The sequence below is a fragment of the Actinomyces oris genome, from assembly GCF_001937665.1.
GTDB lineage: Bacteria > Actinomycetota > Actinomycetes > Actinomycetales > Actinomycetaceae > Actinomyces > Actinomyces stomatis.
The window spans coordinates 1-24,628 of record NZ_MSKL01000025.1 but is presented as its reverse complement, the minus strand read 5'-3'; the positions used below and the strand labels follow the sequence as shown (position 1 = coordinate 24,628).

At 69.2% G+C, this 24,628-nt stretch carries 24 protein-coding genes; 18 read left to right on the top strand and 6 right to left on the bottom strand.

From position 1 onward, the window contains the following. The first annotated feature begins 532 nt into the window (after positions 1-532). The 13 genes from rpsB (at position 533) to BKH28_RS09495 (ending at position 13,742) form a co-directional block, all read left to right on the top strand. Positions 533-1,381 carry a 30S ribosomal protein S2 gene (gene rpsB, locus BKH28_RS09555; protein WP_075418584.1) on the top strand — a complete coding sequence of 283 codons (849 nt, stop codon included), beginning with the start codon at positions 533-535 and terminating at the stop codon, positions 1,379-1,381. Between the two features lie 112 nt (positions 1,382-1,493). After that, positions 1,494-2,333, top strand: coding sequence for a translation elongation factor Ts (tsf, locus tag BKH28_RS09550; RefSeq protein ID WP_075418583.1), 840 nt, complete (start codon positions 1,494-1,496; stop codon positions 2,331-2,333). Between the two features lie 306 nt (positions 2,334-2,639). Then, on the top strand, positions 2,640-3,392 hold the full coding sequence (gene pyrH, locus BKH28_RS09545) for a UMP kinase (RefSeq protein ID WP_075418582.1): 753 nt from the start codon (positions 2,640-2,642) through the stop codon (positions 3,390-3,392). A 160-nt stretch (positions 3,393-3,552) separates the two neighbouring features. Then, positions 3,553-4,110 (top strand): ribosome recycling factor, encoded by a 558-nt coding sequence (gene frr / locus BKH28_RS09540; RefSeq protein ID WP_075418581.1) that lies wholly within the window; start codon positions 3,553-3,555, stop codon positions 4,108-4,110. A gap of 73 nt (positions 4,111-4,183) precedes the next feature. Further along, positions 4,184-5,113, top strand: coding sequence for a phosphatidate cytidylyltransferase (locus tag BKH28_RS09535; RefSeq protein ID WP_075418580.1), 930 nt, complete (start codon positions 4,184-4,186; stop codon positions 5,111-5,113). A 72-nt stretch (positions 5,114-5,185) separates the two neighbouring features. Continuing rightward, positions 5,186-6,448, top strand: a complete 1,263-nt coding sequence (gene rlmN / locus BKH28_RS09530; protein ID WP_075418579.1) for a 23S rRNA (adenine(2503)-C(2))-methyltransferase RlmN — start codon at positions 5,186-5,188, stop codon at positions 6,446-6,448. After that, complete coding sequence (locus tag BKH28_RS09525; protein WP_075418578.1) at positions 6,445-6,990, top strand: DivIVA domain-containing protein; 546 nt, start codon at positions 6,445-6,447, stop codon at positions 6,988-6,990. Before rlmN ends, BKH28_RS09525 begins: the two co-directional genes overlap by 4 nt. A gap of 41 nt (positions 6,991-7,031) precedes the next feature. After that, complete coding sequence (gene dxr, locus BKH28_RS09520; RefSeq protein ID WP_075418577.1) at positions 7,032-8,324, top strand: 1-deoxy-D-xylulose-5-phosphate reductoisomerase; 1,293 nt, start codon at positions 7,032-7,034, stop codon at positions 8,322-8,324. Then, a complete protein-coding gene (locus BKH28_RS09515; protein ID WP_075418576.1) occupies positions 8,321-9,655 on the top strand; it encodes a M50 family metallopeptidase in 1,335 nt (444 codons plus the stop codon). The genes dxr and BKH28_RS09515 overlap by 4 nt, the downstream gene beginning before the upstream one ends. A gap of 92 nt (positions 9,656-9,747) precedes the next feature. Further along, the gene (gene ispG / locus BKH28_RS09510) at positions 9,748-10,929 is read left to right on the top strand and encodes a flavodoxin-dependent (E)-4-hydroxy-3-methylbut-2-enyl-diphosphate synthase (RefSeq protein ID WP_003783958.1); all 1,182 of its coding nucleotides are present in this window, start codon (positions 9,748-9,750) and stop codon (positions 10,927-10,929) included. Positions 10,930-10,978: 49 nt separating this feature from the next. Further along, positions 10,979-11,968, top strand: a complete 990-nt coding sequence (locus tag BKH28_RS09505; protein ID WP_081380109.1) for a GNAT family N-acetyltransferase — start codon at positions 10,979-10,981, stop codon at positions 11,966-11,968. Between the two features lie 110 nt (positions 11,969-12,078). Then, the gene (locus BKH28_RS09500) at positions 12,079-12,369 is read left to right on the top strand and encodes a hypothetical protein (protein WP_075418575.1); all 291 of its coding nucleotides are present in this window, start codon (positions 12,079-12,081) and stop codon (positions 12,367-12,369) included. Beyond that, a complete protein-coding gene (locus BKH28_RS09495; protein ID WP_075418574.1) occupies positions 12,366-13,742 on the top strand; it encodes a tripartite tricarboxylate transporter permease in 1,377 nt (458 codons plus the stop codon). The genes BKH28_RS09500 and BKH28_RS09495 overlap by 4 nt, the downstream gene beginning before the upstream one ends. Positions 13,743-13,911: 169 nt before the next feature. On the opposite strand, the gene fni is transcribed toward BKH28_RS09495, so the two are convergent. Genes fni through mvk form a run of 4 tightly spaced genes read right to left on the bottom strand, consistent with a single transcriptional unit; the run spans position 13,912 to position 18,165 of the window. Beyond that, entirely contained in the window at positions 13,912-15,000 is a 1,089-nt protein-coding gene (gene fni, locus BKH28_RS09490) for a type 2 isopentenyl-diphosphate Delta-isomerase (RefSeq protein WP_075418573.1), read from the bottom strand. Next, positions 14,997-16,184 (bottom strand): phosphomevalonate kinase, encoded by a 1,188-nt coding sequence (locus BKH28_RS09485; RefSeq protein WP_075418572.1) that lies wholly within the window; start codon positions 16,182-16,184, stop codon positions 14,997-14,999. Before BKH28_RS09485 ends, fni begins: the two co-directional genes overlap by 4 nt. Further along, a complete protein-coding gene (gene mvaD / locus BKH28_RS09480; RefSeq protein WP_075418571.1) occupies positions 16,175-17,206 on the bottom strand; it encodes a diphosphomevalonate decarboxylase in 1,032 nt (343 codons plus the stop codon). Before mvaD ends, BKH28_RS09485 begins: the two co-directional genes overlap by 10 nt. Beyond that, entirely contained in the window at positions 17,203-18,165 is a 963-nt protein-coding gene (mvk, locus tag BKH28_RS09475; protein ID WP_075418570.1) for a mevalonate kinase, read from the bottom strand. The genes mvaD and mvk overlap by 4 nt, the downstream gene beginning before the upstream one ends. 256 nt (positions 18,166-18,421) lie before the next feature. Between mvk and BKH28_RS09470 the strand changes: the two genes are divergently transcribed. Beyond that, positions 18,422-20,257 carry a proline--tRNA ligase gene (locus BKH28_RS09470; protein ID WP_075418569.1) on the top strand — a complete coding sequence of 612 codons (1,836 nt, stop codon included), beginning with the start codon at positions 18,422-18,424 and terminating at the stop codon, positions 20,255-20,257. Between the two features lie 393 nt (positions 20,258-20,650). Here BKH28_RS09470 and BKH28_RS09465 read toward each other — a convergent pair whose 3' ends face one another. Next, the gene (locus BKH28_RS09465; RefSeq protein WP_075418568.1) at positions 20,651-20,905 is read right to left on the bottom strand and encodes a hypothetical protein; all 255 of its coding nucleotides are present in this window, start codon (positions 20,903-20,905) and stop codon (positions 20,651-20,653) included. Position 20,906: 1 nt separating this feature from the next. Further along, positions 20,907-21,956, bottom strand: a complete 1,050-nt coding sequence (locus BKH28_RS09460) for a Tat pathway signal protein (protein WP_075418567.1) — start codon at positions 21,954-21,956, stop codon at positions 20,907-20,909. A 114-nt stretch (positions 21,957-22,070) separates the two neighbouring features. Here BKH28_RS09460 and rimP point away from each other — a divergent pair, with 114 nt between their 5' ends. The 4 genes from rimP to BKH28_RS09440 form a co-directional block, all read left to right on the top strand. Continuing rightward, positions 22,071-22,589 carry a ribosome maturation factor RimP gene (gene rimP, locus BKH28_RS09455; RefSeq protein WP_075418566.1) on the top strand — a complete coding sequence of 173 codons (519 nt, stop codon included), beginning with the start codon at positions 22,071-22,073 and terminating at the stop codon, positions 22,587-22,589. A 195-nt stretch (positions 22,590-22,784) separates the two neighbouring features. Then, positions 22,785-23,825, top strand: a complete 1,041-nt coding sequence (gene nusA, locus BKH28_RS09450) for a transcription termination factor NusA (protein ID WP_075418565.1) — start codon at positions 22,785-22,787, stop codon at positions 23,823-23,825. Positions 23,826-23,943: 118 nt separating this feature from the next. Then, complete coding sequence (locus tag BKH28_RS09445; protein ID WP_075418564.1) at positions 23,944-24,276, top strand: YlxR family protein; 333 nt, start codon at positions 23,944-23,946, stop codon at positions 24,274-24,276. A gap of 91 nt (positions 24,277-24,367) precedes the next feature. After that, a partial coding sequence (locus BKH28_RS09440; protein WP_143224127.1) for a translation initiation factor IF-2 N-terminal domain-containing protein occupies positions 24,368-24,628 on the top strand: 261 nt, incomplete at its 3' end.

Here is a 24,628-nt window from a genome sequence, read left to right as displayed (position 1 = left end):
ATTCGGCGGGGTCGCCGGGGATGTTCTGGGTGCATGCCCTCAGGGTGCGGGCCGATCGGCCTTGGGCGCTGGGGACGTCGTCGGCCCTGTGGAAAGCGCTCTCAGGAATCGGCCTGTGGTGACCGGGACTACTCCGAATACGGCTGATTCGGCCTCGGCGGCTGGTGCAGCCCTGTGGTAGCCTCACCCCCGCAGCATTCTGCGGATCGCTCCGGCGTCAGCGGGAGACGGGCCCGGAGTGCTGACTTCGCGTGCCTGCACCCGAGCATCTCGGGACGTCCCTCCGGGCGACACGGTCGCGGTCCCGGTCATCACGGTTCGCCACGGTGAACGGGTGGCCGTGCGTCGCAGGCACCAGGCCCCATCCGCGCCGGCTTCCAGCCGGTCACCGACTTCGGTGCGCGTTCGCAAGCGTGTGGAATCACGGGGAAGAACCCAGAAGAAGAACCCTGGGACGTCTCCGAGCGCCGCTCGGCCGTCCCCCGAATAATCGTGCGTCGAGCAACCTCTCGGCACACACGGAAGGACCGTCATGGCCGTCGTTACCATGCGCCAGCTCCTTGACAGCGGTGTCCACTTCGGGCACCAGACTCGTCGCTGGAACCCCAAGATGAAGCGCTTCATCCTCACCGAGCGCAACGGCATCTACATCATCGACCTCCAGCAGTCCATCGAGGGCATCAACACCGCTTACGACTTCGTCAAGGAGATCGTCGCTCGCGGCGGCAACATCCTGTTCGTCGGAACCAAGAAGCAGGCCCAGGCCGCCGTGGCCGAGCAGGCCCAACGCGTCGGCATGCCCTACGTCAACCAGCGCTGGCTGGGCGGCATGCTCACCAACTTCTCCACCGTGCGCGCCCGCCTGGACCGCATGAAGGAGCTCGAGCAGATCGACTTCGATGACGTGGCCGGCTCCGGCCGCACCAAGAAGGAGCTGCTCATGATGCGCCGCGAGAAGGACAAGCTCCAGCGCACCCTGGGCGGTATCCGCGACATGAGCAAGCTCCCCGCGGCCGTGTGGGTCGTGGACACCAAGAAGGAGCACCTGGCCATCTCCGAGGCCCAGAAGCTCGGGATCCCGGTCATCGCCATCCTGGACACCAACTGCGACCCGGACGAGGCCACCTACGGCATCCCCGGCAACGACGACGCCATCCGCGCCGTCACCCTGCTCACCCGCGTCGTCGCCGACGCCACCGCAGAGGGCCTGCTGGCCCGCTCCGGCGGCCGCGTCCGCACCGGTGAGGAGGCCGAGGTCGCCCCTGCCGACGCCGAGCCGCTGCCCGAGTGGGAGGCCCAGCTCCTCGCCGGAGCCGAGGCCGACGCGCCGACCTCCGAGGCCGCTGAGACCGCCGAGGCCCCTGCCGCCGAGCAGGCCTGAGCTCGGGCGCATCGCCTCAGCTCTTCGTTCACGGCGCGGCATCCGCGCTGTGAACGCCTCTACTCGTCCTTTTTCACACGTCTATTAGTCACTGACTGACCAGGAGACATTCATGGCGAACTACACCACTGCTGACATCAAGGCGCTGCGCGAGAAGACCGGCGCCGGCATGCTCGACGTCAAGAAGGCCCTCGACGAGGCCAACGGCGACGCCGAGAAGGCCATTGAGATCATTCGCGTCAAGGGCCTCAAGGGCATCGCCAAGCGCGAGGGCCGCGCCGCCTCCGCCGGCCTCATCGCCGCCAAGGTCGTCGACTCCGGCAACGGCCAGGTCGGCGTCCTCGTCGAGATCAACGCCGAGACCGACTTCGTGGCCAAGAACCAGAAGTTCCTCGACTACGCCGAGCAGGTCCTCACCGCTGCCCTGGACTCGGGCGCCACCGACGCCGAGGCCCTGGCCGAGGTCGAGGTCGACGGCTCCACCGTCAAGGATCTCACCGACGGCATGCAGGCCGTCATCGGCGAGAAGATCGTCGTGCGTCGTGTCGGCCGCCTCGAGGCCGACAAGATCGAGCTCTACCTGCACCGCACCAACCCCGACCTGCCCGCCCAGGTCGGCGTCCTGGTGGGTACCGACGCCAAGGCCGCCGAGGTGGCTCACGACGTCGCCATGCACATCGCCGCCTACTCCCCGGCCTATGCCACCCGCGACGACGTGCCGGCCGAGGTCGTGGACAAGGAGCGCGCCATCGCCGAGGAGACCACCCGCGCCGAGGGCAAGCCCGAGAAGGCCATCCCCAAGATCGTCGAGGGTCGCCTCAGCGGCTTCTTCAAGGAGAACGTCCTGATCGACCAGGCCTTCGCCAAGGACCCCAAGACCACGGTCGGCAAGGTCGTTGAGGCCACCGGCGGCGAACTGACCGGCTTCGTGCGCTTCCGCGTCGGCGCCTGATCCGCTCACCGTTCAGGCCGGCGCGCCCAGTGAGTGGTGAGGCCGGCTCCACCGGTGATATCCGGAGATGTCCGGGGCGGGGGCACGAGCACCATGCTCGTGCCCCCGCCCCGTCTTGTCGTCCCTTCACTCATCGACATCCATCAACCTCTGCTTCCGGGGAGCACGTCCTCACGCATGTCTCAGCGTGGTCCTCATCCCATGGCGTGTCTGACCGCCAGGGTTGACGCTCATCGTGGCCCGGTGCCCCCGCGGACGGGGTAGGCTGTGCCAAACCTGCCCACCGAACCCAGGAGACATAGCGCAATGAGTCAGGAACCGGCTCGTGACGACCGCGTCGCCCACGGCACGCACCCCAGACGTGTTCTACTCAAGCTCTCCGGTGAGGTCTTCGGTGGCGGATCGATAGGTCTGGACCCCGACGTCGTCTCCGACGCCGCCCGTCAGATCGCCGACGCCGTGCGCGCCGGAGTCCAGGTCTCCGTCGTCGTCGGAGGCGGGAACTTCTTCCGAGGCGCCGAGCTCTCGTCGCGGGGCATGGACCGCGCCCGCGCCGACTACATGGGCATGCTGGGAACCGTCATGAACGCCCTGGCCCTTCAGGACTTCATCGAGAAGGCGGGGGTGCCCGCCCGTGTCCAGACAGCCATCGCCATGGGGCAGGTCGCCGAGTCCTACATCCCTCTGCGCGCCATCCGTCACATGGAGAAGAACCGCGTCGTCGTCTTCGGCGCCGGTGCCGGCCTGCCCTACTTCTCCACAGACACCGTCTCGGCCCAGCGCGCCCTGGAGACCCACTGCGACGAGCTGCTCGTGGGCAAGAACGGTGTCGACGGCGTCTACACCGCCGACCCCCGCAAGAACCCCGAGGCCCGGCGCCTCGATCAGCTCACCTACGAACGCGCCCTGGCCGACGGCCTCCAGGTGGTGGACGCCTCCGCCTTCGCCCTGTGCCGCGACAACGGTCTGACCATGCGCGTCTTTGGCATGGGGGAGCCCGGAAACATCACCCGCGCCCTGCTGGGTGAGAGAATCGGGACACTCGTCAGCTGCGACTGACTCGGCTGCGGGCTCCGACGGGCCGCTCACGGCCCCGTTCGAGATCCGTGACCTCCTACGGCCCAGACGGCCAGCACACCCTCTCACTCAACCCGCAGCCATCCCCGCGATGGCCGATCACTACCTGACGAACCCACGACCGCCCAGCAAAGGAAGCACCATGATCGACGACGTCATGCTCGAGGCCGAGGACAAGATGGATAAGGCCCTTCAGGCCGCCAAGAGCGAGCTGGCCACCATCCGCACCGGCCGCGCCAACCCCTCGATGTTCAACGGGATCGTCGTGGACTACTACGGCGCACCCACCCCGCTCCAGCAGCTCGCCTCCCTGACGATCCCCGAGGCCCGCACCGTCCTGGTCAGCCCCTTCGACCGCTCCGCCATGAAGGACATCGTCACCGCCATCCGCGAGTCCGACCTCGGCGTCAACCCCACCGATGACGGCACCGTCATCCGCGTCACCCTGCCGGCGCTGACCGAGGAGCGCCGCAAGGACTACGTCAAGCTCGCCCGCTCCCGCGCCGAGGACTCCCGCGTCCAGGTGCGCGGTATCCGCGGCAAGGCCAAGAAGGAGCTCGAGGCCATCAAGAAGGACGGCGAGGCCGGCGAGGACGACGTCAAGCGCGCCGAGCACGAGCTCGACGGTCTCACCAAGCGTTTCGTCGAGCAGATCGATACCGCACTGAGCGCCAAGGAGAGCGAGCTCCTCGAGGTCTGACCCGCCTCGTCCCGGGATCGGCCGCGTCTCCACCCGGCCTCCCGCCTCTGTCCCGTCAACCCCTGTGAGCCCCGTGTCGACTCTGCTGAACCCGCGCCCCACGCGCAACCACGACCCCCTGCCCGCCACCGGGCGGGCGGGACGCAACCTGCCCGCCGCCATCGGGGTGGCGGTCGCGCTCATCGCCGTGGTCCTGGGGTCCCTGGCCTTCTACAAGGTCATCTTCGTGGGCGTCGTCGTTCTGGCCGTCTGCGGTGCACTGTGGGAGCTGGCGGCTGCCTTCGCCCGCAAGCGCATCCGCCTGCCCCTGGCGCCGCTGTGGCTGGGGACCCTGGGAATCTCCGTGTGCGCCTGGGAGGTGGGAGCGGAGGCGGCCTTCGGGGCCTATGTCGCCACTGTCGGGGCCTGCGTCCTGTGGAGCTTCATGGACCAGGCCGAGGCGGAGGTCGGTACCGTCCTGGAGCAGGCCGGCCATGACATCCCTCGCACGGAGGCCCATGACGAGGTCCGCCGCTCGCGCTCCAGTGCTGCGGCCGCCTCGGTCTTCGCCGCCACCTACCTGCCCTTCCTGGCCGGCTTCGCCGTCCTGCTCCTGGTGCAGGATCACGGAGTGGGAAAAGTCATGATGCTCATCGCCCTGGCGGCCGCCAACGACACCGGCGGGTGGATGGCCGGCATCACCTTCGGCCGTCACCCCCTGGCGCCCTCGGTCTCGCCCAAGAAGTCCTGGGAGGGGCTCATGGGCTCCCTGCTGGCGGCGGTGGCGACCGGGGCCGGCTGCGTCTGGGCCATCGACGGCCCCTGGTGGGCAGGAGCCGCACTGGGGGCCTGCACCGTGGTCGTCTCCACCCTGGGCGACCTGGGGGAGTCCCTGCTCAAGCGCGACCTGGGACTCAAGGACATGGGCACGCTCCTGCCCGGACACGGCGGAATCATGGATCGGCTCGACTCGATCCTCGTGGCCGCTCCACTTGTCTACGCCTTCACCCTCCTGGTGAAATAGGGACGGCATGCCGCACCCACCCCTATCGACCAGCCCGGCCCTCCCCAGCCCCGGGACACGAGGAGCACGAGCGTGAGTCCATCGCGAGTACAGCAGCGCCCCCGGCGCCCGCAGCCCGTCAGCATCACTGGGCGGCCGCGTGACGGCCAGGTCCAGGTCATGCCGACCGACCAGCCCCCGGAGGGCGCCACCAGCCCGGACGCCAAGCCGCGCCTGTCCTTCGCAGTACCGGCGGCGCGCGGCAAGGCACCTCGTCACCTGGCCGACCTCGATCTGGCCGGCCGCAAGGCCGCCTGCAAGGACTCGGGCCTGCCCTCCTTCCGGGCGGACCAGCTCTCGCGTCATTACTTCACGCACTTCACCCGTGACAGCGCGGACATGACCGACCTGCCCGCCGCCCAGCGCGAGCAGCTGTGCGCCGACCTGCTGCCCGAGCTCATCACCCCGGTACGCGCCCTGCGGGCCGACGGCGGGCGTACCATCAAGCACCTGTGGGAGCTGCACGACGGCGTCCGCGTCGAGAGCGTCCTCATGCGCTACAAGGACCGCACCACCCTGTGTGTCTCCTCCCAGGCCGGTTGCGGCATGGCCTGCCCCTTCTGTGCCACCGGTCAGATGGGGCTGACCCGTAACCTCTCCACCGGGGAGATCGTGGAGCAGGTGCGCCACGCCGCCCAGGCCTCGGCCGCCGGGGAGCTGACCGGGGGACCTGCCCGACTCTCCAACGTGGTCTTCATGGGCATGGGCGAGCCGATGGTCAACTACAAGAACGTCGTCGGCGCCCTCCACCGGCTCATCGCCCCGGCCCCGGAGGGCTTCGGCCTGTCGGCCCGCGGTATCACCGTCTCCACCGTGGGGCTCGTTCCCCTCATCCGCCGGCTCGCCGGTGAGGGGCTGCCGGTGACCCTGGCCGTCTCCCTGCATGCCCCCGACGACGAGCTGCGCGACGAGCTCATCCCCGTCAACTCCAAGTGGAAGGTCGGTGAGCTGCTCGACGCCGCCCACGACTACTTCCTGGCCACCGGCCGGCGCGTGTCCATCGAGTACGCACTTATCAAGGACATGAACGACCATGCCTGGCGAGCCCAGCTGCTCGCTGACGAGCTCAACCGCAGGGACACCGGATGGGCCCATGTCAACCCCATCCCGCTCAACCCCACCCCGGGATCCATCTGGACCTGCTCGGAGGTTGCGGTTCAGGATATGTTCGTTGACACGCTCCGGCGTGCCGGAATTACCACGACAGTGCGAGACACTCGAGGCAGCGACATCGACGGTGCCTGCGGTCAGCTCGCGACCGAGGTACTTAACCAGGAGAGGGCCAAGACGACATGAGCGACATGTTCCCCAAGTCAGCGCTCCTGCGACCGGGCTACCGCCCCGAGCAGGTGGACCGCTACTTCGAGACGGCTCACGAGATCTACGACGCCGGTGAGCTCGACGAGATGGACTCCGAGGGTGTGCGCACCGTCGCCTTCGACGTCGTTCTGCGCGGTTACCAGCCCCAGGCCGTGGACGCGGCTCTCGACCGGCTCGAGGCCGCGTTCCTCCAGCGCCGGCGCGCGGCCTTCGTGGCCAAGAAGGGCCGCCAGGCCTGGATGGACCAGGTCACCCAGCTCGCCACCACCCTCTACCCGCGTCTCCTGCGTCCGGCCGGCGAGCGCTTCGCCCCGGCCTCCGGACAGGGGTATGACAAGACTGACGTCGACGCCCTCATGGACCGCATCGCCGGCTACTTCGACTCCGACACCACCCTGACCTCCAGCGAGGTGCGCGGAGCGGTCTTTCGTCGGGCCCGGGGGAACAAGGCCTACGGAGAGCCCAGTGTCGACCGCTACCTGGCGCGCGTCGTCGAGGTCCTCCTGTCCGTCGAGTGAGTCGAGCCCGTCGAGCACGTCCTGAGGAAACCCACCACCCCATGACCAGCCATGCACCACCGCCCTCCTATATCCCACAGCGACTGGTCCTCCTGGGATCCACCGGGTCGATCGGCACCCAGACCCTCGAGGTCCTCACCCGCCTGGGGGCGGCCGCTCCGCAGGTGGTCGCCCTGGCCGCAGGTGGATCACGCCTGGACCTCCTGGCCCGCCAGGCCATCACCTGGGAGGTCCCCGTCCTGGCCGTCACCGGTGGGGGAGAGGATCTCGGCGGCCGCCTGCGCCAGGCCTTGACGGCCGCAGCCGCCCAGGCCGGTCGCCCCGACCCGGTCACCACCATCCTCACCGGCCCCGATGCCGCTACCACGGCGGTCGAGGCCGCCGGACTGGGAACCCACGACACGGTCGTCAACGGCATCACCGGCTCCGTGGGTCTGCTGCCCACGCTGGCCGCCCTGAGCAACGGAGCCCGCCTGGCCCTGGCCAACAAGGAGTCCCTCGTCGTCGGGGGCGCCCTGGTCCGCCAGGCGCTCACCCGACCCGGCCAGATCGTTCCCGTGGACTCCGAGCACTCCGCCATCGCCCAGGCCCTGGCCAGCGGCCGCCATGAGAAGGGACTGACCAGTCCCGTCGTCAGCGGGCGCAGCGACGTGAGACGGCTGGTCCTCACCGCCTCCGGTGGCCCCTTCCGCAGGCGCAGCCGCACCGAGCTCACCGGGATCAGTGCCGCCGCCGCCCTCAAGCACCCCACCTGGGACATGGGGCCGGTGGTGACCATCAACTCCTCGACTCTCATCAACAAAGGACTCGAGCTCATCGAGGCCCACCTCCTGTTCGATGTGGCACCCGAGCAGATCGACGTCGTCGTCCACCCCCAGTCCGTCGTCCACTCCATGGTGGAGTTCACCGACGGCGCCACCATAGCCCAAGCCTCACCGCCCGACATGCGCCTGCCCATCGCCCTGGGGCTGACCTGGCCCGAGCGTCCCGACCTGTCGGGCATGGTGACTCCCAACGACTGGCGCGAACCAGTCAGCTGGACCTTCGAGCCACTGGACGACGCCGCCTTCCCCGCCGTCGACCTGGCCCGTAGCGCCGTGGCGGCCTCGGACACCCACCCGGCCGTGCTCAACGCGGCCAACGAGCAGGCCGTCGCAGCATTCCTCGCCGGCGGCCTGGAGTGGCTGGACATCGTTGAGATCGATGCGCTCGTCGTCGGCGAGCACGAGGGCCTGACCTCCCCGAGCCTCGACGACCTCCTGGCCGTGGAGACCTGGGCGCGCGCCCGCGCCGACGAGCTCATCGCGGTACGAAACGGAGGAGCAGACTCGTGAGCACCACCCTGACCTACATCCTGGGCATCGTCATCCTCATCATCGGGATCGGTGTCTCGGTGGCCCTTCACGAGCTCGGGCACATGATCCCCGCCAAGAGGTTCGGCGTGAAGGTCCCCGAGTACTTCGTCGGCTTCGGCCCGAGGATCTGGTCGTTCAAGCGCGGAGAGACCGAGTACGGCGTCAAGGCCATCTGGTTGGGCGGCTACGTCAAGCTCGTCGGCATGCTGCCGCCCGCCAAGCCCGGCAGGCCGGACCGCAAGCGCAAGGACGGAAGCCTGGGCATGGTGGGTGAGGCGCGAGCCGAGGCCCTGGAGGAGATCCAGCCCGGAGAGGAGCACCGGGCCTTCTACCACCTCAGCGTCCCCAAGAAGCTCATCGTCATGGCCGGGGGAATCCTCACCAACCTGGTCCTGGGGATCGTGCTGCTGGCCGTGGCCATCGGCGCGGTCGGTATCCCCGGACGCACGACGACGCTGTCAACCGTGGCGCCCTGCGTCTCGTCCAACATCGACGCGGACGCCCCCTGCCAGGACTCCGACCCCGTCGGACCCGCCAGCGCTGCCGGCATCAAAGTCGGCGACAGGATCGTCTCCTGGGGCGGGGTGAAGGTCTCCTCCTGGGAAGAGCTTCAGGCCCGGATCGCCGCCACAGGCACCCGCCCCACCCAGGTCGTCATCGAGCGCGACGGAGCCGAGCGCACAGTGAGCGTCACCGCCGTCGAAGTCCAACGCACCGTTCGCGACGCGCAGGGGGCCCCGGTCAAGGATGCCTCCGGGGCCGTGCGCACCCAGGCCCGCCCCTATGTCGGCATCTCCCCGTCGCTGGGAACCATTCCCCTGAGCCCCGCCAAGATCCCGGGCCTCATCGGACAGGCCATCGGAGGGACGGTCAAGGCCATCGCCACCCTGCCGGTCGGCCTCTATCACGCCGTCCAGGCGGCGCTGGGCATTGAGCAGCGCAGTGCCGACAGCGGCGTCGTGGGACTGGTGGGCATGGGGCGCATGGCCGGAAATGCCACCAGCGGCGGTGCTGCCGGAGGTGGAGAGGTCCCCCTGTCGATGCGGGTGAGCACCATGCTCATGCTGCTGGGCAGCCTCAACCTGGCGCTGTTCGCCTTCAACCTGGTGCCGCTGCTGCCGCTGGACGGCGGGCACGTGGCCGGGGCCTGCTGGGAGGGCATCCGGCGCTCGATCGCCAAGGCGCAGGGCAAGCCCGATCCGGGACCGGTGGACACTGCCAGGATGCTGCCCATCGGTCAGGTCGTCTTCGGCCTGCTCATTGTTATGGCCCTGGTCCTGGTCTGGGTGGATATCGCTGCGCCGCTGTGAGGTCCATGATGGCGGGGTGCTCCGGTGCCGGCGGGAGCGATGCCACACGCCCGCGGTACAGGGCCGGGCAGGGTGGATGACATACTGGTCGGGTGACTGAAGCGATCGCTCTTGGCATCCCCACCATGCGTGCCCAGGCCCCGGTCCTGGCGCCGCGCCGACCAACTCGCAAGATCAAGGTCGGCAGCCTCAACGTCGGCGGAGACGCGCCCATCACAGTGCAGTCCATGACCACTACCAAGACGCACGACATCGGTGCCACGCTCCAGCAGATCGCCGAGCTGACGGCCTCGGGCTGCGACATCGTGCGCGTGGCCTGCCCCACCGACAAGGACGCCGAGGCGCTGCCGATCATCGCCAAGCAGTCGCGCATCCCCGTCATCGCGGACATCCACTTCAACCCCAAGTACGTCTTCGCCGCCATCGAGGCCGGCTGCGGCGCCGTGCGCGTCAATCCCGGCAACATCCGCAAGTTCGACGACCAGGTCGCCGACATCTGCAAGGCCGCCTCCGACGCCGGTGTCTCCCTACGCATCGGCGTCAACGCCGGAAGCCTCGACAAGCGCCTGCTTAAGAAGTACGGCAAGGCCACCCCCGAGGCGCTCGTGGAGTCCGCCACCTGGGAGGCCGGACTGTTCGAGGAGAACGACTTCCACGACTTCAAGATCTCCGTCAAGCACCACGACGTCGTCACCATGGTGCAGGCCTACCGGCTCCTGTCCGAGGCCGGCCAGTGGCCCCTTCACCTGGGCGTGACCGAGGCCGGCCCCGCCTTCCAGGGCACGATCAAGTCCTGCGCCGCCTTCGGCACCCTGCTCGCAGAGGGCATCGGCGACACCATCCGCGTCTCCCTGTCGGCGCCTCCGGTTGAGGAGGTCAAGGTGGGCACCAAGCTCTTAGAGTTCATGGGTCTGCGTCAGCGCCAGCTCGAGATCGTCTCCTGTCCCTCCTGCGGTCGGGCTCAGGTGGATGTGTGGACCCTTGCCGAGGAGGTGGAGGCGGGACTCAAGAAGGTCACCGCGCCGTTGCGCGTGGCCGTCATGGGCTGTGTCGTCAACGGCCCCGGCGAGGCCCGTGAGGCAGACCTGGGCTGCGCCTCGGGCAACGGCAAGGGGCAGATCTTCGTGCGTGGCCAGGTGGTTGAGACCGTCCCCGAGGACCAGGTCGTTGAGACCCTCCTCAAGCACGCCGAGGTCATGGCCGCTGAGATGGCCGAGGAGCTCGGTGAGGATGCACTGGCCGGCACCGCTCCCATGGTCTCCGCCGCCGGTTGAGGACCGGTGAGGGCGGGAAGCGCAGAGCTCCCGCCCGGGCCTGACGGACATGGGCTTCCTACGGCACCGTGATCACGAACGCGATCAGCGTCGCGCCGATCGCCTGACACCGGTCCCCGCCGACCGGGTCTCGGGCGTCATGTCGCTGTGCGCACTCGATCCGGTCAGCGCCGTGAGCCTGGTCCAGCAGATGCAGCGCTGGTCTCGTTGGGGGCGCGGCGACGTCGTCGCTCTGGGAGGACTGGCCCGTCCTGTCGCCGCGGCCTGGTCGGTGGGTTCTCTCATGCTCTTCGGCCTGGCCGGACGCCCAGAGCACGGTCTGCGAGCCGCGGATGCCGGTGAGATCTGGGCGCTGGCCGAGCACGCCCGCCCTCGCCTCTCCAGGCGCGGCTCCGTGTCGGGACCGGCTCGAGACGTCGCCGCGATCTGGGGCGGGCTCAGCGAGCAGGGAGCGCGTGCTCGCCATGAGCGCTGGAGGCAGCCGGTCCTGACCGCGCCCCGGGTGGGCGGGGGACTGGGGAGTGCGCACCTGCGTCGTCGTCCGTCCCTGGCCTGGGTGGGGAGGTCGGTCCGTCTCGCCCGTCCTGATGAGGACGGACTGGTGCTGCCCGCCTCGGTGGACATGTTCAGCGGGGAGCTCGGCTACGACCCCACCGTGGACGGTCCCGGTTACGGCCGCCACGTCAGCTGGCTCATCGAGCAGGGACGCAGCTACATCGTGCTCGATGACGGTGCCGGTCACCCGGTTCAACCCGGCTCGCCTCGGGCCGTGGCCTTCAAGGCCGATGTCGGGGCCCTGTGGCGCTCCCCGGCCGGCTGTGTCGCCCAGCTGACCGGGGTGTGGACGCGCCCCGACCTGCGTGGGCGAGGAGTCGGGGCGGCGGCTCTGGCCAGCGTCGTGGACGCCGTACGTCGCGATCATGTCGGGGCCGACGGCGTTGTCAGCCTCTACGTCAACGACTACAACGCCCCCGCCCTGGCGCTCTACCGGTCTCTGGGGTTCGTGCAGGTGGGTCTGTTCGCCACCGTGCTCCTGTGAATGTTCCCGGTGGGACCGCAAGGACGATGCTGTTTTGTTACACAGCGCCTGCAAAGTCATGGTGAACAACATATGGAGCGTCTTGGGCGGCTCGCCTACGATCACCAATCGTGCGCAGTACGGATGACGTCGACTCCGAGACCACGGAGCGTCAGAACAATATCGAGGTATGGAATGACCTCGTATCACCCAGAGACTTGATTGTCTGTCTCCTGATATCGGTGATATGCGTCGTCGCGGCGGTGCTGTTCTCCGTTTATCTCGGAGGCAAGCCGCTCTTCTGGGGGCTGGGGGCCTCCACCATCGGTTTTATCGCCTGCTGCCTCCTTGTGACTCCTAAACGTGAGGTCACCATTGTCGATGAGCTGAACGTTGGGGCGAGTGAAGGGGAAGACCGGTGACTGTGAGCCTTCTCCTCATGATGGTGGTCGCCATCCTGGCTGCCGTGGTCCTCTACACCTTCATCGGTTTCATCCCCGGGACCGATGAGACCGGGGTGCTGGCCCCCGTCACTCTGGCGATCATCCTGGCTGGGGCACCACCGCACGTGGTGCTTGCCTTCTTCATCTCCGCCGTGGTCACGCTCAACCTCATGAACGGGATCCCGACGGCGCTGGTGGGACTGCCCGGCGGAGTCATGTCCGCTCCGCTCATGGATCACGCCATGGTGCTGCGCAACAAGGGCCTGGCCTCAGACACGATCCGGAAGATGGCGGTGGGGTCGGCCATTGGAACCCTTATCTCCATTCCCCTGAGCTTCCTCCTTGCCGGTCTGCTACTGCCCATGGCCGACTGGATCAAGTCCAACTCCGATATCGTCCTGGCTGCCGGAGCCGTGATTCTGGCCCTGCTCGGAAAGAACCGAATTCTCTCCCTGGTATCGATTCTTCCCATGGCACTTCTGTTCCAGGCGCTTCCGGCGCTCTACCGAGGGGCGGGGATTATCCCTGAGAAGGCCAGTGTCAATACCTCCTTCTTCCTCGGGATCACCGTGGGGCCTATGCTCCTGACCCTCCTGGAGCTGCTCAATGCCAAGCGTCGGGAGGCACTGCCGCACGGCAATCGCACCAAGGCCGAGCTGCTGCGATCCGGTTTCGAGCGACAGGCGTTGTGGCCGGGGCGGCTCATCACGAGGTCCGAGGGCTGGTGGAGCGCCGCCATGGCCGCCGTCTCCACCCCGCTGTTCATTCTCAGCCCGGTGGGCCTGACCTTCCTGCTGGGCGAGGCCTCCGTGGCCCGCCAGAAGGAGGACCGGGTGCCCCGCGCGCAACGTGCAGTGACTGTCATGAGCGCCCTGACCCACTCGACCTACCTGGCCGGCGTCATCATTCCGCTGGTGGCGCTCGGGGTCCCGATCTCCGGTGTGTCCGTCGGCCCCGCCGGTCCGCTGTTCAATGCGGGCTCGGTCTACACCAAGCAGCACAACCTGCACCACCTGCTGGACCTGCCCGGATTCATCATCACCGTGACCATCGGGGCTCTTGCCGCGGTTGCGATCACGTACGTCATCGCCGTGCGCTGGTCCTCGCAGATCACCTACTTCGTCATGCGTCGCATTCCCCACGAGGCGGTGCTGGCGCTGTTCGTCGCCTTCGTCCTCCTGCTGGCCTACATCGACGCCGACCAGAAGGCAGGTCTGGCCAATGTCTTCGGGGTCCTGCTTGTGGGAATCGCGTGCGGGTCGCTCAACCGACTGGGGGTCTCCTACGGCGTCCAGTTCATGTCCCTTTACGCGGCTCCCGGCATCGTCAAGGCCCTGGCCGCTCTGGCCTGACCTCCTTCTCGCGGGATGCGGCGGAGGTTGGGGACCGGCCTCCGCCGCACGTCTGTTGCGATCGGCCACGCGAGACTCCGATGTTGAGTCCTGATACCAGCACTCTATGAGTCAGTCGGAGTAAAAGGCAGAGGGGTCGATCCCCCTTGACGGAAGCACCTGGTGACGGTTACGTATCGCTGCGGTGCGCCAGACGGGTCAGGTCGACGCCGAGCAGACGGGCCCGCTCGGCGGTGCTCCCGGTGACGAGAACATCGGTGCGACGCAGCTGGGAGACATCGGCCGCTCCCAGCAGGGTCATGAGGATGCGCACGTGCTCGCTCCAGGTTCGCAGCTCTTGGCGCAGGGCCTCGGGGCCCTCCTTGACCAGGGTGCGCAGGACGTGCCCGGAGGCGCCGACGGCGCAGGCGCCCAGGGCCAGCGACCGGACGACGTCGAGCGGGTTGCGCACGCCGCCGGAGGCCAGTACCGGCAGGCTGACCGGCTCCGATCCGCTCAGCGACTCCAGCAGGCACAGCGCCGTCGACTGGCCCCAGCCGACCAGGTAGGACAGGTCGCGCTGCGGTCGGCGCTCGTTCTCAATGGCGATGAAGTCCGTGCCTCCGGCCCCAGCCACGTCGACGGCCGCGATGCCGGTGCGCGCCAGGGCCTCGATCGTCCGGCGTGAGAGCCCGAAGCCCACTTCCTTGACCACCACCGGGACGGGCACGGCCGCAACGATGCCGGCGATCGCCTCGCTCCAGCCGGTGAAGTCGCGGTCGCCCTCGGGCATGACCAGCTCCTGGGCCGCGTTGAGGTGGATCTGCAGGGCGTTGGCCTCCAACATCTCCACGGCCTGCAGTGCCTCCTGAGGGCTGACGGTCGGTCCGACATTGGCCAGGACGAAGGCGCCCGGGGCCCGGTGTCGGATGACGTGGAAGCCGTCCGCCCGCTCGGGGTCACGCAGGGCCACGTGCTGGGAACCGCAGGCGATCGCGACTCCCGCCTCAGCGGCCGCCTCGGCCAGACCGGCATTGATAGCCGCTGTTGCCTGCGTTCCGCCGGTCATGGCGTTGATGTAGAACGGGACCTCCCAGCGGCAGCCCAGGACGGTGGTGCCGATATCGACCTGCTCGGCGCTGACCCCCGGCAGGCTGTGATGGATGAAGGAGACGTCGTCGAAGGCGCCGGCGCGGTCCTGACCGTGCAGACGCATCGCCAGCTCCAGGTGCTCGTCCTTACGGGAGGCCCGTTGCGAGGTGAGGGGCTCGTGGCTCATGGGGTGACCTTAACGGGGGAGGCGGTCGAGGAATCAGCACGTGCCTCAGCGGCGTCGGCTGCGCAGGCAGCGGATGAGTCCTGGCTGTAGACCGACAGGTCCAGAGGGCGTATCCCGGCCGTCTCCCACGCGGCTCGCAGTGCAAACAGGTCCGTGGCCGGTGGGCACAGGGCGATTCCGCAGTCCCCGCCCCCAGCGCCAGAGCTCTTGGCCGTGGCACCGTGGTCGAGCGCGATCTCGACCAGTCTCACCAGCTCAGTGGTCTCGATGGTCCGGCCGCCGATCCGGCTGAGCCCGGCCAGAAGAGCCCTGTTGCGCGCGATCTGGCGCATGATCCGGGCGGCGTCATCATCCTTGATCGCGGTGATGAGACGAGCCAGGCAGTCCTGGCTGTCGCGCAGGAAGACGGCGTAGTCATCGGCCCCGTGGGATCGGGTCTGGACGTCGGCGACCAGGGCCGGGGTGGAGGCAGGCGCGCCGGTCCAACCCACCTGAAGCCGCAATGAGGGAGACGGCAGGCGGCGGACGCTCAGACCTGGCCAGTCCGCCTCCACGAGATCGCTCATGCCACCGGCCCCGGCTCGCTGCCGGGCCCGGCGCAGCCACGAGCGGTCGGGGGAGGTGTAGGCCACCCACCCGGTCATGGCGCTCGCGGCGATGTCTCCTCCTGAGCCGATCGGCTGGACCGTGTCACTGGCCAGCATCGCCAGCTTGTAGACGGTCAGGTCGTCGGCGGCCAGGCCGTAGAAGGCGGCGACGGCGCGCACCGTCGCCACCGTCACCGCCGATGATGAGCCCAGTCCCAGCTTGCGCCCGTCGTCCTCCTCCAGCTCGCTGGAGACGCTCAGGTCGAAGGAGCCTGGCCGGCCGCCGCCCTGGGTCACCAGCGCCTCAACGACTCGGATCGCCGAGATGATGTAGTCGTCCTCTCCTCCGACTGCCTCGGCCTGGCCGTCCTGCGGTCGGCGGCGCCAGGGCCTGGAGCCGGTGGCGTAGAGCCGCGAGCTGATCGTGCCCGCGTGCCCGCCGGCGGGGGAGCAGGGCGTGATGCGTACGGTGATGAATCGGTCGACGGCGACCAGGACCGCTCGGTGGCCGGGCTCGACGACGGCGTACTCTCCGGCGATGTAGAGCTTACCCGGCGCCCTGGAGACGACATCGCCGCCGTGAGAGGTCAGGGGCATGGGCCCTCCTCGATACGCACCCCGCCGCCGGGACGCCTCACCGAGACGGTGGTGCCGCTCAGACGGTCCCGCAGCGCGGCGGCGACCTCCTCGGCGCGGGCGCCCTCGGTGAGGACCTTGACGTTGGGTCCGGCATCGATCGTTGCCCAGACGGGCAGCCCCTCCTCGCGCATGGCGCGGATCGCTTGCAGTGCCGCTATGGTCTGCGGCAGCCAGTAGATGATGCCCGGGCGGGCCGCGATCATCGTGGCGTGCATGCCCAGGGCGTTGCCCTCGACGATCTCCCCGAGCCGTGCCAGGTCGCCCGCCCGGACCGCTTCCAGCGCCACCTGAAGGTCCCTCCCGCTGGCCTCGACCCAGGCGGGGAAGAGAGGGGAGGACGACATGGTGGCCCGCATGGCCCGGGTCGAGCTGATGGGCTTGTAACGCTGCGAGAGCACGACGACGACCATTGCCAGGTCCATCTCGCAGGCGACCGGCTCGGCGTAGGAGGAGGCGTCGTCGTGGCCCGCGTTCCACAGGACCAGCCCACCGAAGACGGAGCGGGTCGCCGAGCCCGAGCCGCGTCGGGCCAGTCTGGAGAGCTCCCGGCCGTCGAGATCCATGCCGGCGGCCCGGGAGGCCGCCGCCGCAAGCGCCGCGAAGCCCGCCGCCGAGCTCGCCAGGCCGGCCGCCAGCGGGACCGAGGCCCGGGAGGTGACGGTTGCCGGGGCGGTGACGCCTGAGCGGGCGCGCACCAGGTCGAGGAACCGGGTCACTCGCCCCAGCTCCACGGCGCTGGGGGAGGCCCCGTTGATCGTCACCGAGTCTGCGGCGCCGTCCCCGCCGTCGAAGGAGACCGTCGTCGTCGTCCGGGTGCCGCCGAGGGTGAGGGACAGGCTCGAGGTGGCGGGGATCGCCTGTGCCTCATCGACCTTGCCCCAGTACTTGATGAGCGCGATGTTGGTGTTCGCGCTGGCCGTCGCGGTCGCGATGGCGGACGGGGAGGAGCCGGCAGCGGCTCCGGGGGGTACGGCGGTCACTCGTCCACCTCGCTGATGCGCATCCGGTAGTTCCAAGTCGCCGGCGCCCCCGCCCGTTCCAGAGCGGCGCGCACCCGGCGCGCGGCCGGCTCGCCGGTCACCAGGGCGATGACGCAGCCGCCGAGCCCCCCGCCGGTGAGTTTGGCGCCCAGTGCCCCGGCGGCGCGGGCGGCCTCGGCGAGATCGTCGAGGACCGGCAGGCTCAGGCTGAGCTCGGCCAGGACCGTATGCGCCTCGTCCATGGTGGCTCCGAGCGCCTGGGCGTCGGCCTGGTCCAGGGCCATGATCGCGTTCTGGGTGAGTGCCCCCAGGCGGTTGATGCGCGGACCGATGTTGTCCGGATCGTTCTCGTAGCGCCGGCGCAGGCCGCCAACGGCCTCTCGGGTGGAACCGTGGATCCCGGAGTCGGCGATGACGAGGGAGGCGTTCTCAATGCGCTGGCTCAGGGGCCGCATCTGCCCTCCCTGGAACCGGATGGGGCACGGGGAGCAGGTGGCGGCGGCGTCGAGCCCCGACGGCTTGCCGTGAGCGATCTGCTCGGCCATCTGCGTCAGGGCGAACAGCTCGTCCGCGGCGGCCTCGCGTCCGCAGGCGTCCAGAACCGCACGGATGATCGCACCGGCCGCCGCGGCCGACGAACCGAGCCCGCGCTCATGGGGGAAGTCGCTGACGGTGGTGATCTCAAGGGCCTGGTCCAGGCACCCGGAGAACTCCCGGGCCACCTCGAAGGCTCGCGCCACGCTGGCGAACCGGGGGCCGGCCTGCGTCAGGGGGCCCGAGTAGCCCAGGCTGGTCAGCGTGGAGGGGCCCGAGGTCGGTCTCGCAGTGGCTCGCATCCGCAGGTCCTGCAGTGGTACGGCGACGGCGGGGTGGCCGTAGACCACGGAGTGCTCACCCAGAAGAATGGCCTTCGCCCACGTCTGGCCGTGTCCCTCGCGCATGGAGGAGTGCCTGTCCATATGCTTCCTTGCCTGTGGTCCGCGAGCAGGGGGACGTGACGCGGGCCGAATTCAGGGATAAGAGGGTCGACGAACCCTCCGATGGGATGGAGCGTATCGGGCCCTTCTCGAGGGCCGCAAGTCGTCCCTGACCAGCGTCAAGGCCTCCGGTTCGCCCTGTGCGTCGTCGTTGGTCAGCCGGTCCCGAATCGCGTGATCTCGTACGGTCGGGCGGGCTCCGTTGGGGCCGTGGCGTCAGACCCCGTAGGATCACCCCGTGCTGCACAGACTCTCCACCTCCTTCATCCGAACCCTGCGCGAGGACCCGGCTGACGCCGAGGTCGCCAGCCACCGCCTGCTCGTGCGCGCCTGCTACATCCGCCGGGCCGCCCCCGGGGTGTACACCTGGTTGCCGCTGGGCCTGCGAACGCTGCGCAAGATCGAGGACATCGTGCGCCAGGGGATGGATGCCATGGGCGGCCAGGAGGTCCACTTCCCGGCTCTCCTGCCGGCCGAGCCCTACCAGGCCACCGGACGCTGGAACGACTACGGCCCCACCCTGTTCAAGCTCCACGACCGCAAGGACGGGGACTACCTGCTGGCTCCCACCCACGAGGAGATGTTCACCCTCGCGGTCAAGGACCTCTACTCCTCGTACAAGGACCTGCCGGCCATCGTCTACCAGATCCAGACCAAGTACCGCGACGAGGCCCGCCCCCGCGCCGGCATCATCCGCGGACGCGAGTTCGTCATGAAGGACTCCTACTCCTTCGACATCGACGACGCCGGGCTGGCCGCCGCCTACCAGGCCCACCGTGACACCTACGAGCGGATCTTCGCCCGCCTGGGTCTGGACTACGTCATCGTCAACGCCATGGCCGGTGCCATGGGCGGCTCGCACTCCGAGGAGTTCCTGTACCCCTGCGAGATCGGCGAGGACACCTTTGTGCGCTCCTCAAGCGGCTACGCGGCCAACGCCGAGGCCGTCACCACCGTGGTCCCCGATCCCGTGGACGCCTCCGGCATCGGCCCGGCGCGCGTCGTCGACACCCCCGACACCCCGACCATCGACTCCCTGGTCGACCTGTGCAACGAGGCCTACCCGCGGTCGGACGGGCGGGCCTGGACGGCCGCCGACACGCTCAAGAACGTCGTCGTCACCCTCATCCACCCAGATGGTGAGCGTGAGCTGCTGGTCGTCGGCGTGCCCGGGGACCGCGACGTCGACATGAAGCGTCTGGAGGCCGCCGTCGCCCCCGCCGAGGTCGAGATGGCCGGCGACACCGACTTCGAGACCCACCCCGAGCTCGTGCGCGGATACATCGGTCCCACCGCCATCGGCCCGAACTCCCCGCTGCGCCGCGTGGAGAGGCTCGACGACGGAACCGAGGTCCTCACCGGCTCCGTGCGCTACCTCGTCGACCCCCGGATCGTGGAGGGGACCAGCTGGGTCACCGGTGCCAACACCGACAAGAAGCACGTCCTCGACCTGGTCATGGGCCGTGACTTCACCGCCGACGGCACTATCGAGGCCGCCGAGGTCCGCGAGGGCGACCCCGCCCCCGACGGCTCCGGCCCCCTCCACCTGGCCCGCGGCATCGAGATCGGCCACATCTTCGAGCTGGGACGCAAGTACTCCCAGGCCCTGGGGCTGACCGTCCTGGATGAGAACGGCAAGGCCCGCGTGGTCACCATGGGCTCCTACGGCATCGGCGTCAGCCGCGTCATGGCCGCCCTGGCCGAGGCCAACCACGACGACAAGGGACTCACCTGGCCCGTCCAGATCGCCCCCTACCACGTGCAGGTCCTGGCCACCGGCAAGGACCAGGCCGTCTTCGACGTCGCCGAGCGGATCGCCTCGTCCCTGGACGCCGACGGCGTCGAGGTCCTCTACGACGACCGCCGCAAGGTCTCCGCCGGCGTGAAGTTCGCCGATTCCGAGCTCCTCGGCCTGCCCTACACGGTCGTCGTCGGCCGGGACCTGGCCAAGGAGGGAACCGTGGAGATCCGTGACCGCCGCACCGGTGAGCGCCGCTCCGTGCCCGCCGACGCCGCCGTAGCCGAGATCAGCGCCACCGTCCGCGACGCCCTGGAGGCCGCCCGGAGCCTGTGACAGGTGGCGCCGGTATCGGCGCGAGGCGAACACCTCGGACCCGGCTGCCCCTCCTGGCTCCTGTACTGGGTCCCGGCGGCGCCGCTTCAACGCCGGCTCTGGCCCGAGCCCCTTACTCGGGGCGGCATACTGCACGAGGGTCGGGTGCTACCTGGGGGAGGGTCGGGGGTACTCCACGAAGGCCCGGCTTTTGTGCAGTACGTACAACCCCTGGGCAGTAGATCCCCACTCTCGTGGAGTGGGTCGGCGAGAGGCGGGGGCGGGCTTCCTCACCCCGGGGCCGGAGGCCCCAACGATCCGGTGCCGCTGGTGGAGCGTTGCTGCTACATGCGAGGCGACGAGTCCTCCGGGGATCTCCATCGCAGTGGGTTGCGCTGGTACTGCCGTTCGAGCTCACTCGACGTCGCGGTTGCGTCTTGGGGCCGCGGCTGCCTGGATGTCGGCCAGGCGCTCCTCTGTCTCCTGCTGCTCAACCACGTGCTCGTGGGCCGGGTTGAAGACCTTGTCGATGGGACCCAGAACAGCTCCGCGCGGGTCGGGCCTGCGACGCCGCCAGTAGATCCAGCCACGGCGCTCCATCCGCAAGAAGAGCTGGTCCACGGCCGCCAGGGCGGCGACGACGGCCAGAACTGCTACGAGGAGGCGCACGTCAGGCGGCGTAGCCGGGCAGGGAGGAGAAGTCCGCGCCCCAGGCGGTGGCGCGCCGGGCGGCGTCGACCGCACCGGTGACGGCCGCTTCACGGGCCGGACTGGAGGCCTTGGCGGAACCGGCCTCCTGCACCTCTGACGACACGATGTTGGACCACACCTGCCGGGCCCAGAGCACCTGGGTGCTCACATTGGGGTCGGTGGACTCGCTCGGGGCGGCGTAGGCGCTCAGCCGCTTGTCCTCAGTGCCCGCGGCCACCGCGGCATTGACGACGGATGTGGCGGCCTTGGCGTCGGCGATCGCCCGAGTGCGCTGGGGGTCGTCGCTGCGCGCCGCGAGCTCCTCCATGGCGTAGCGGGCGGCGTCGTAGGAGGTCAACAGGCCGGAACTGATCTTGCTGCCCTGCGCCACCTCCGCCCGTGGCGTGTCCGCCGAGCTCGGCGGCTTGAAGAGGTCGTGCTGGAGACTCCAGGCCACTGTCAGTGAGGTGAAGAGCCGAGCGTCCTGCTCCGAGGCGGCGGCGATCGCCGCCCTGCGGGCCAGCGTCGATCCATCGGCCAGGGCCGTGGCCAGGTCTTGCGCGGAGGCTCCCGCCGAGGCCGACGGCACCGGAGCAACCGTGGGGTAGGAGGACGGCACCTGCGAGGGCCACGGCTGCCATACCCCACCCAGGGTCTCGAGCTGGGCGTCAGCCGTCTGCTTCACCCCCTCGGCCAGGGTCGTGGTCGTGGAATCCGCGCTGCCGGACTGTGCGACCACGCCGGCGGTGGAGGAGATGAGCGCGGCCTGCCTGGCCAGACCGTCACGGGTGGTCTCCGCCGCCGAGGCCGAGGGCAGGGACGCCGGGGAACCCTTCCCCAGGCGCAGTCCGCAACCGCCCAACGCCGCGGTCAGAGCCGTCCCCACCGCAAGCACTGCGGTGCGGCGCGTCAGGCCGTGGCCCGCCGCACCCGTGTCGGCACCGGCTCGGAGCCTGCCACCGACTCGGTCACCGTAGGGCGACGGAATGCCGTTCGACTGGGCGGGGAGGGGATTGCGGCGAGTGTTCACCGGGGAATCCTCCCACAGACGGCAGGTAGCATGATCCCGACCTCGACCACCTCGATCATGTCGACCACGTCCGCCCGATCCTCTGCTCGGGCCAGTATGGGAGGAAGAACGACCATGGCAGCCCATGATCCGCGTAAGGATCCGCGCAAGCGCGCTGACGTACTGGCGCGCAGTCTCACCGATCTGCTCGTCCCCGTCGTCAACGATGCCGGGCTTCATCTCGAGAGCGTGGAGACCACCAGGGCGGGCAAGTACTCGGTCGTGCGCGTCTTCGTGGATCTGGCTGACGGTCCCGGAGACCTCGATCTCGACTCCCTGGGACCCGTGACCGCGGCCGTCTCCCAGGCCCTCGATGAGGCCGACCCCGTCAAGGGGCAGTACACCCTCGAGGTCTCCACCCCCGGAGCCGAGCGAGAGCTGACCACTCTGCGTCACTTCCGGCGTGCCGTTGGTCATAGTGCCCGGGTGCGCACGGCCGACGACGAGCTCACCGGCCTCGTCACCGCGGCCGATGAGGACGCCGACGCCAGTGAGCACAACGGCGGCATGGTCGGGATCGAGGTCGACGGCGTCCAGCACCGCATCGCGCTGGGGGACATCACCGAGGCACGGATGGTGGTGGCCGGGTTCTAGAGCCGGGCAACAGGCCGAAGATCCATAGGATGCTCCCCGCGGATAGCGACCGGGAATAATGTATGTCCTGATAACTGATAGGTTGACGGACCTGCCCGGGAAAGACGTGATGGACCATCCGGCCCGTCACGGACTACCGTCAACGGGAACCCAGTGCACACCCGCTTCAGCGGACCAGAGAGGACCCAAGGACCCATGGACATCAATATGCCGGAGCTGCGAGGCGCTGCCGACGAGCTCGGCATTGACCTGGACAACCTGCTGCCCGCTATCGAGGACGCCATCCTGGGGGCCTATTCCAAGGTCCCCGGAGCGATTCGGGGGGCCCACGTCGAGATCGACCGCCGCACTGGGCACATGAGCGTTCTGGCCCCGGAGGTCGACGAGGACGATCAGCCCACGGGGGAGTACTTCGACGACACCCCCGACGACTTCGGTCGCATCGCCCAGGCCACGGCCCGCAGCGTCATCGTCCAGCGCATCCAGGACCGTCGCGACTTCGAGGTCCTGGGCGCCTTCAAGGACAAGACCGGTGAGCTGATCTCCGGCACCGTGGAGCAGGGACGCGACCCCCGCATCGTGTACGTGCGCCTGGACGAGGAGCACGAGGGCATCATGCCTCCCCATGAGCAGGTCCCCGGCGAGCGCTACCGCCACGGCGACCGCGTGCGCGCCTACGTCACCGACGTCTCACGCGGCACCCGCGGGGCTCAGATCATCCTGTCGCGCACTCACCCGGGGCTGGTTCGCAAGCTCTTCGAGCGCGAGGTTCCTGAGATCTCCTCGGGGGACGTCGAGATCGTCTCCGTCGCCCGGGAGGCCGGCCACCGCACCAAGATGGCTGTGCGCTCCAAGGTTCGCGGCGTCAACGCCAAGGGTGCCTGCATCGGCCCCATGGGGCAGCGGGTGCGCGCGGTCATGACCGAGCTCGGTGGAGAGAAGATCGACATCGTGGACTATTCGGAGGACCCGGCCCGCTTCATCGCCAACGCCCTGTCCCCGGCCCGCGTGGCCGCCGTGGGCGTCATCGACTCCGAGGAGCGCACCGCCCGCGCCATCGTCCCCGACTTCCAGCTCTCCCTGGCCATCGGCAAGGAGGGGCAGAACGCCCGTCTGGCTGCCCGTCTGACCGGCTGGAAGATCGACATCCACGCCGATGCCGAGTCCGGTGAGATCACCCCCGGTCAGGGCTCCCAGTCCGACGACGTGACAGGTCCCTCAGAGCTGAGCGACTGAACCGCCCCGCGGGGCGATGTAGACTTTCCGGCGGACCTTTGCGGGTCCTGCGCCGGGATTCCTCGGCCGTGGTGCCCGCGTCAGCGGCTGCAGACCAGCGGAAGGACACCGACGGACGGTGGTCACCATCCCCCACGTGCCCGAGCGCACCTGTATCGGCTGTCGACAAAGGGCCCCGCGGACGCAGCTGCTGCGTCTCGTGCTGACGTCGGGCGGTGAGCTCGACGTCGATGCCCGGGCCGTCAGACCCGGGCGCGGCGCCTGGATCCACCCGGATCCGGCGTGCCTCGACCTCGCTGAGCGACGACGCGCCGCTCCACGTGCCCTGCGCACCGGCGGACCACTGGATGTGGCCCGGGTGCGCGGGTTCCTGGAGCGGGGAGTGGTCAATGACGGCGAGACCCCCGCTGCCCGACCGGGTGAGCGGACCACCGATAGCGAAGGCGGGTAGGAAGCCGATGGGCACCCGATGAGTACCCAGCGATGAGCTGCCTCTAGAAGCACCCACCCCTGTCCGGGGTGGGAAACCGGACAGGAGAAATGTGGCTAAACCACGCGTTCATGAGCTTGCTAAAGAGCTCGACCCCACTGGCAAGAAGGTCACCTCGAAGGTGATCCTGGCCTGGCTCAAGGACCAGGGAGAGTTCGTCAAGGCGGCCTCCTCCGCCGTTGAGCCACCCGTCGCTCGTCGGGTTCGCGAGCACTTCGCCGCCCAGGTGCAGGAAGCGCCGGCGGACACTGCGGCCGACAAGTCGGCCAAGACCGCCTCTCAGGCCCCCAAGCCCTCCAAGGGCGCTCCCAAG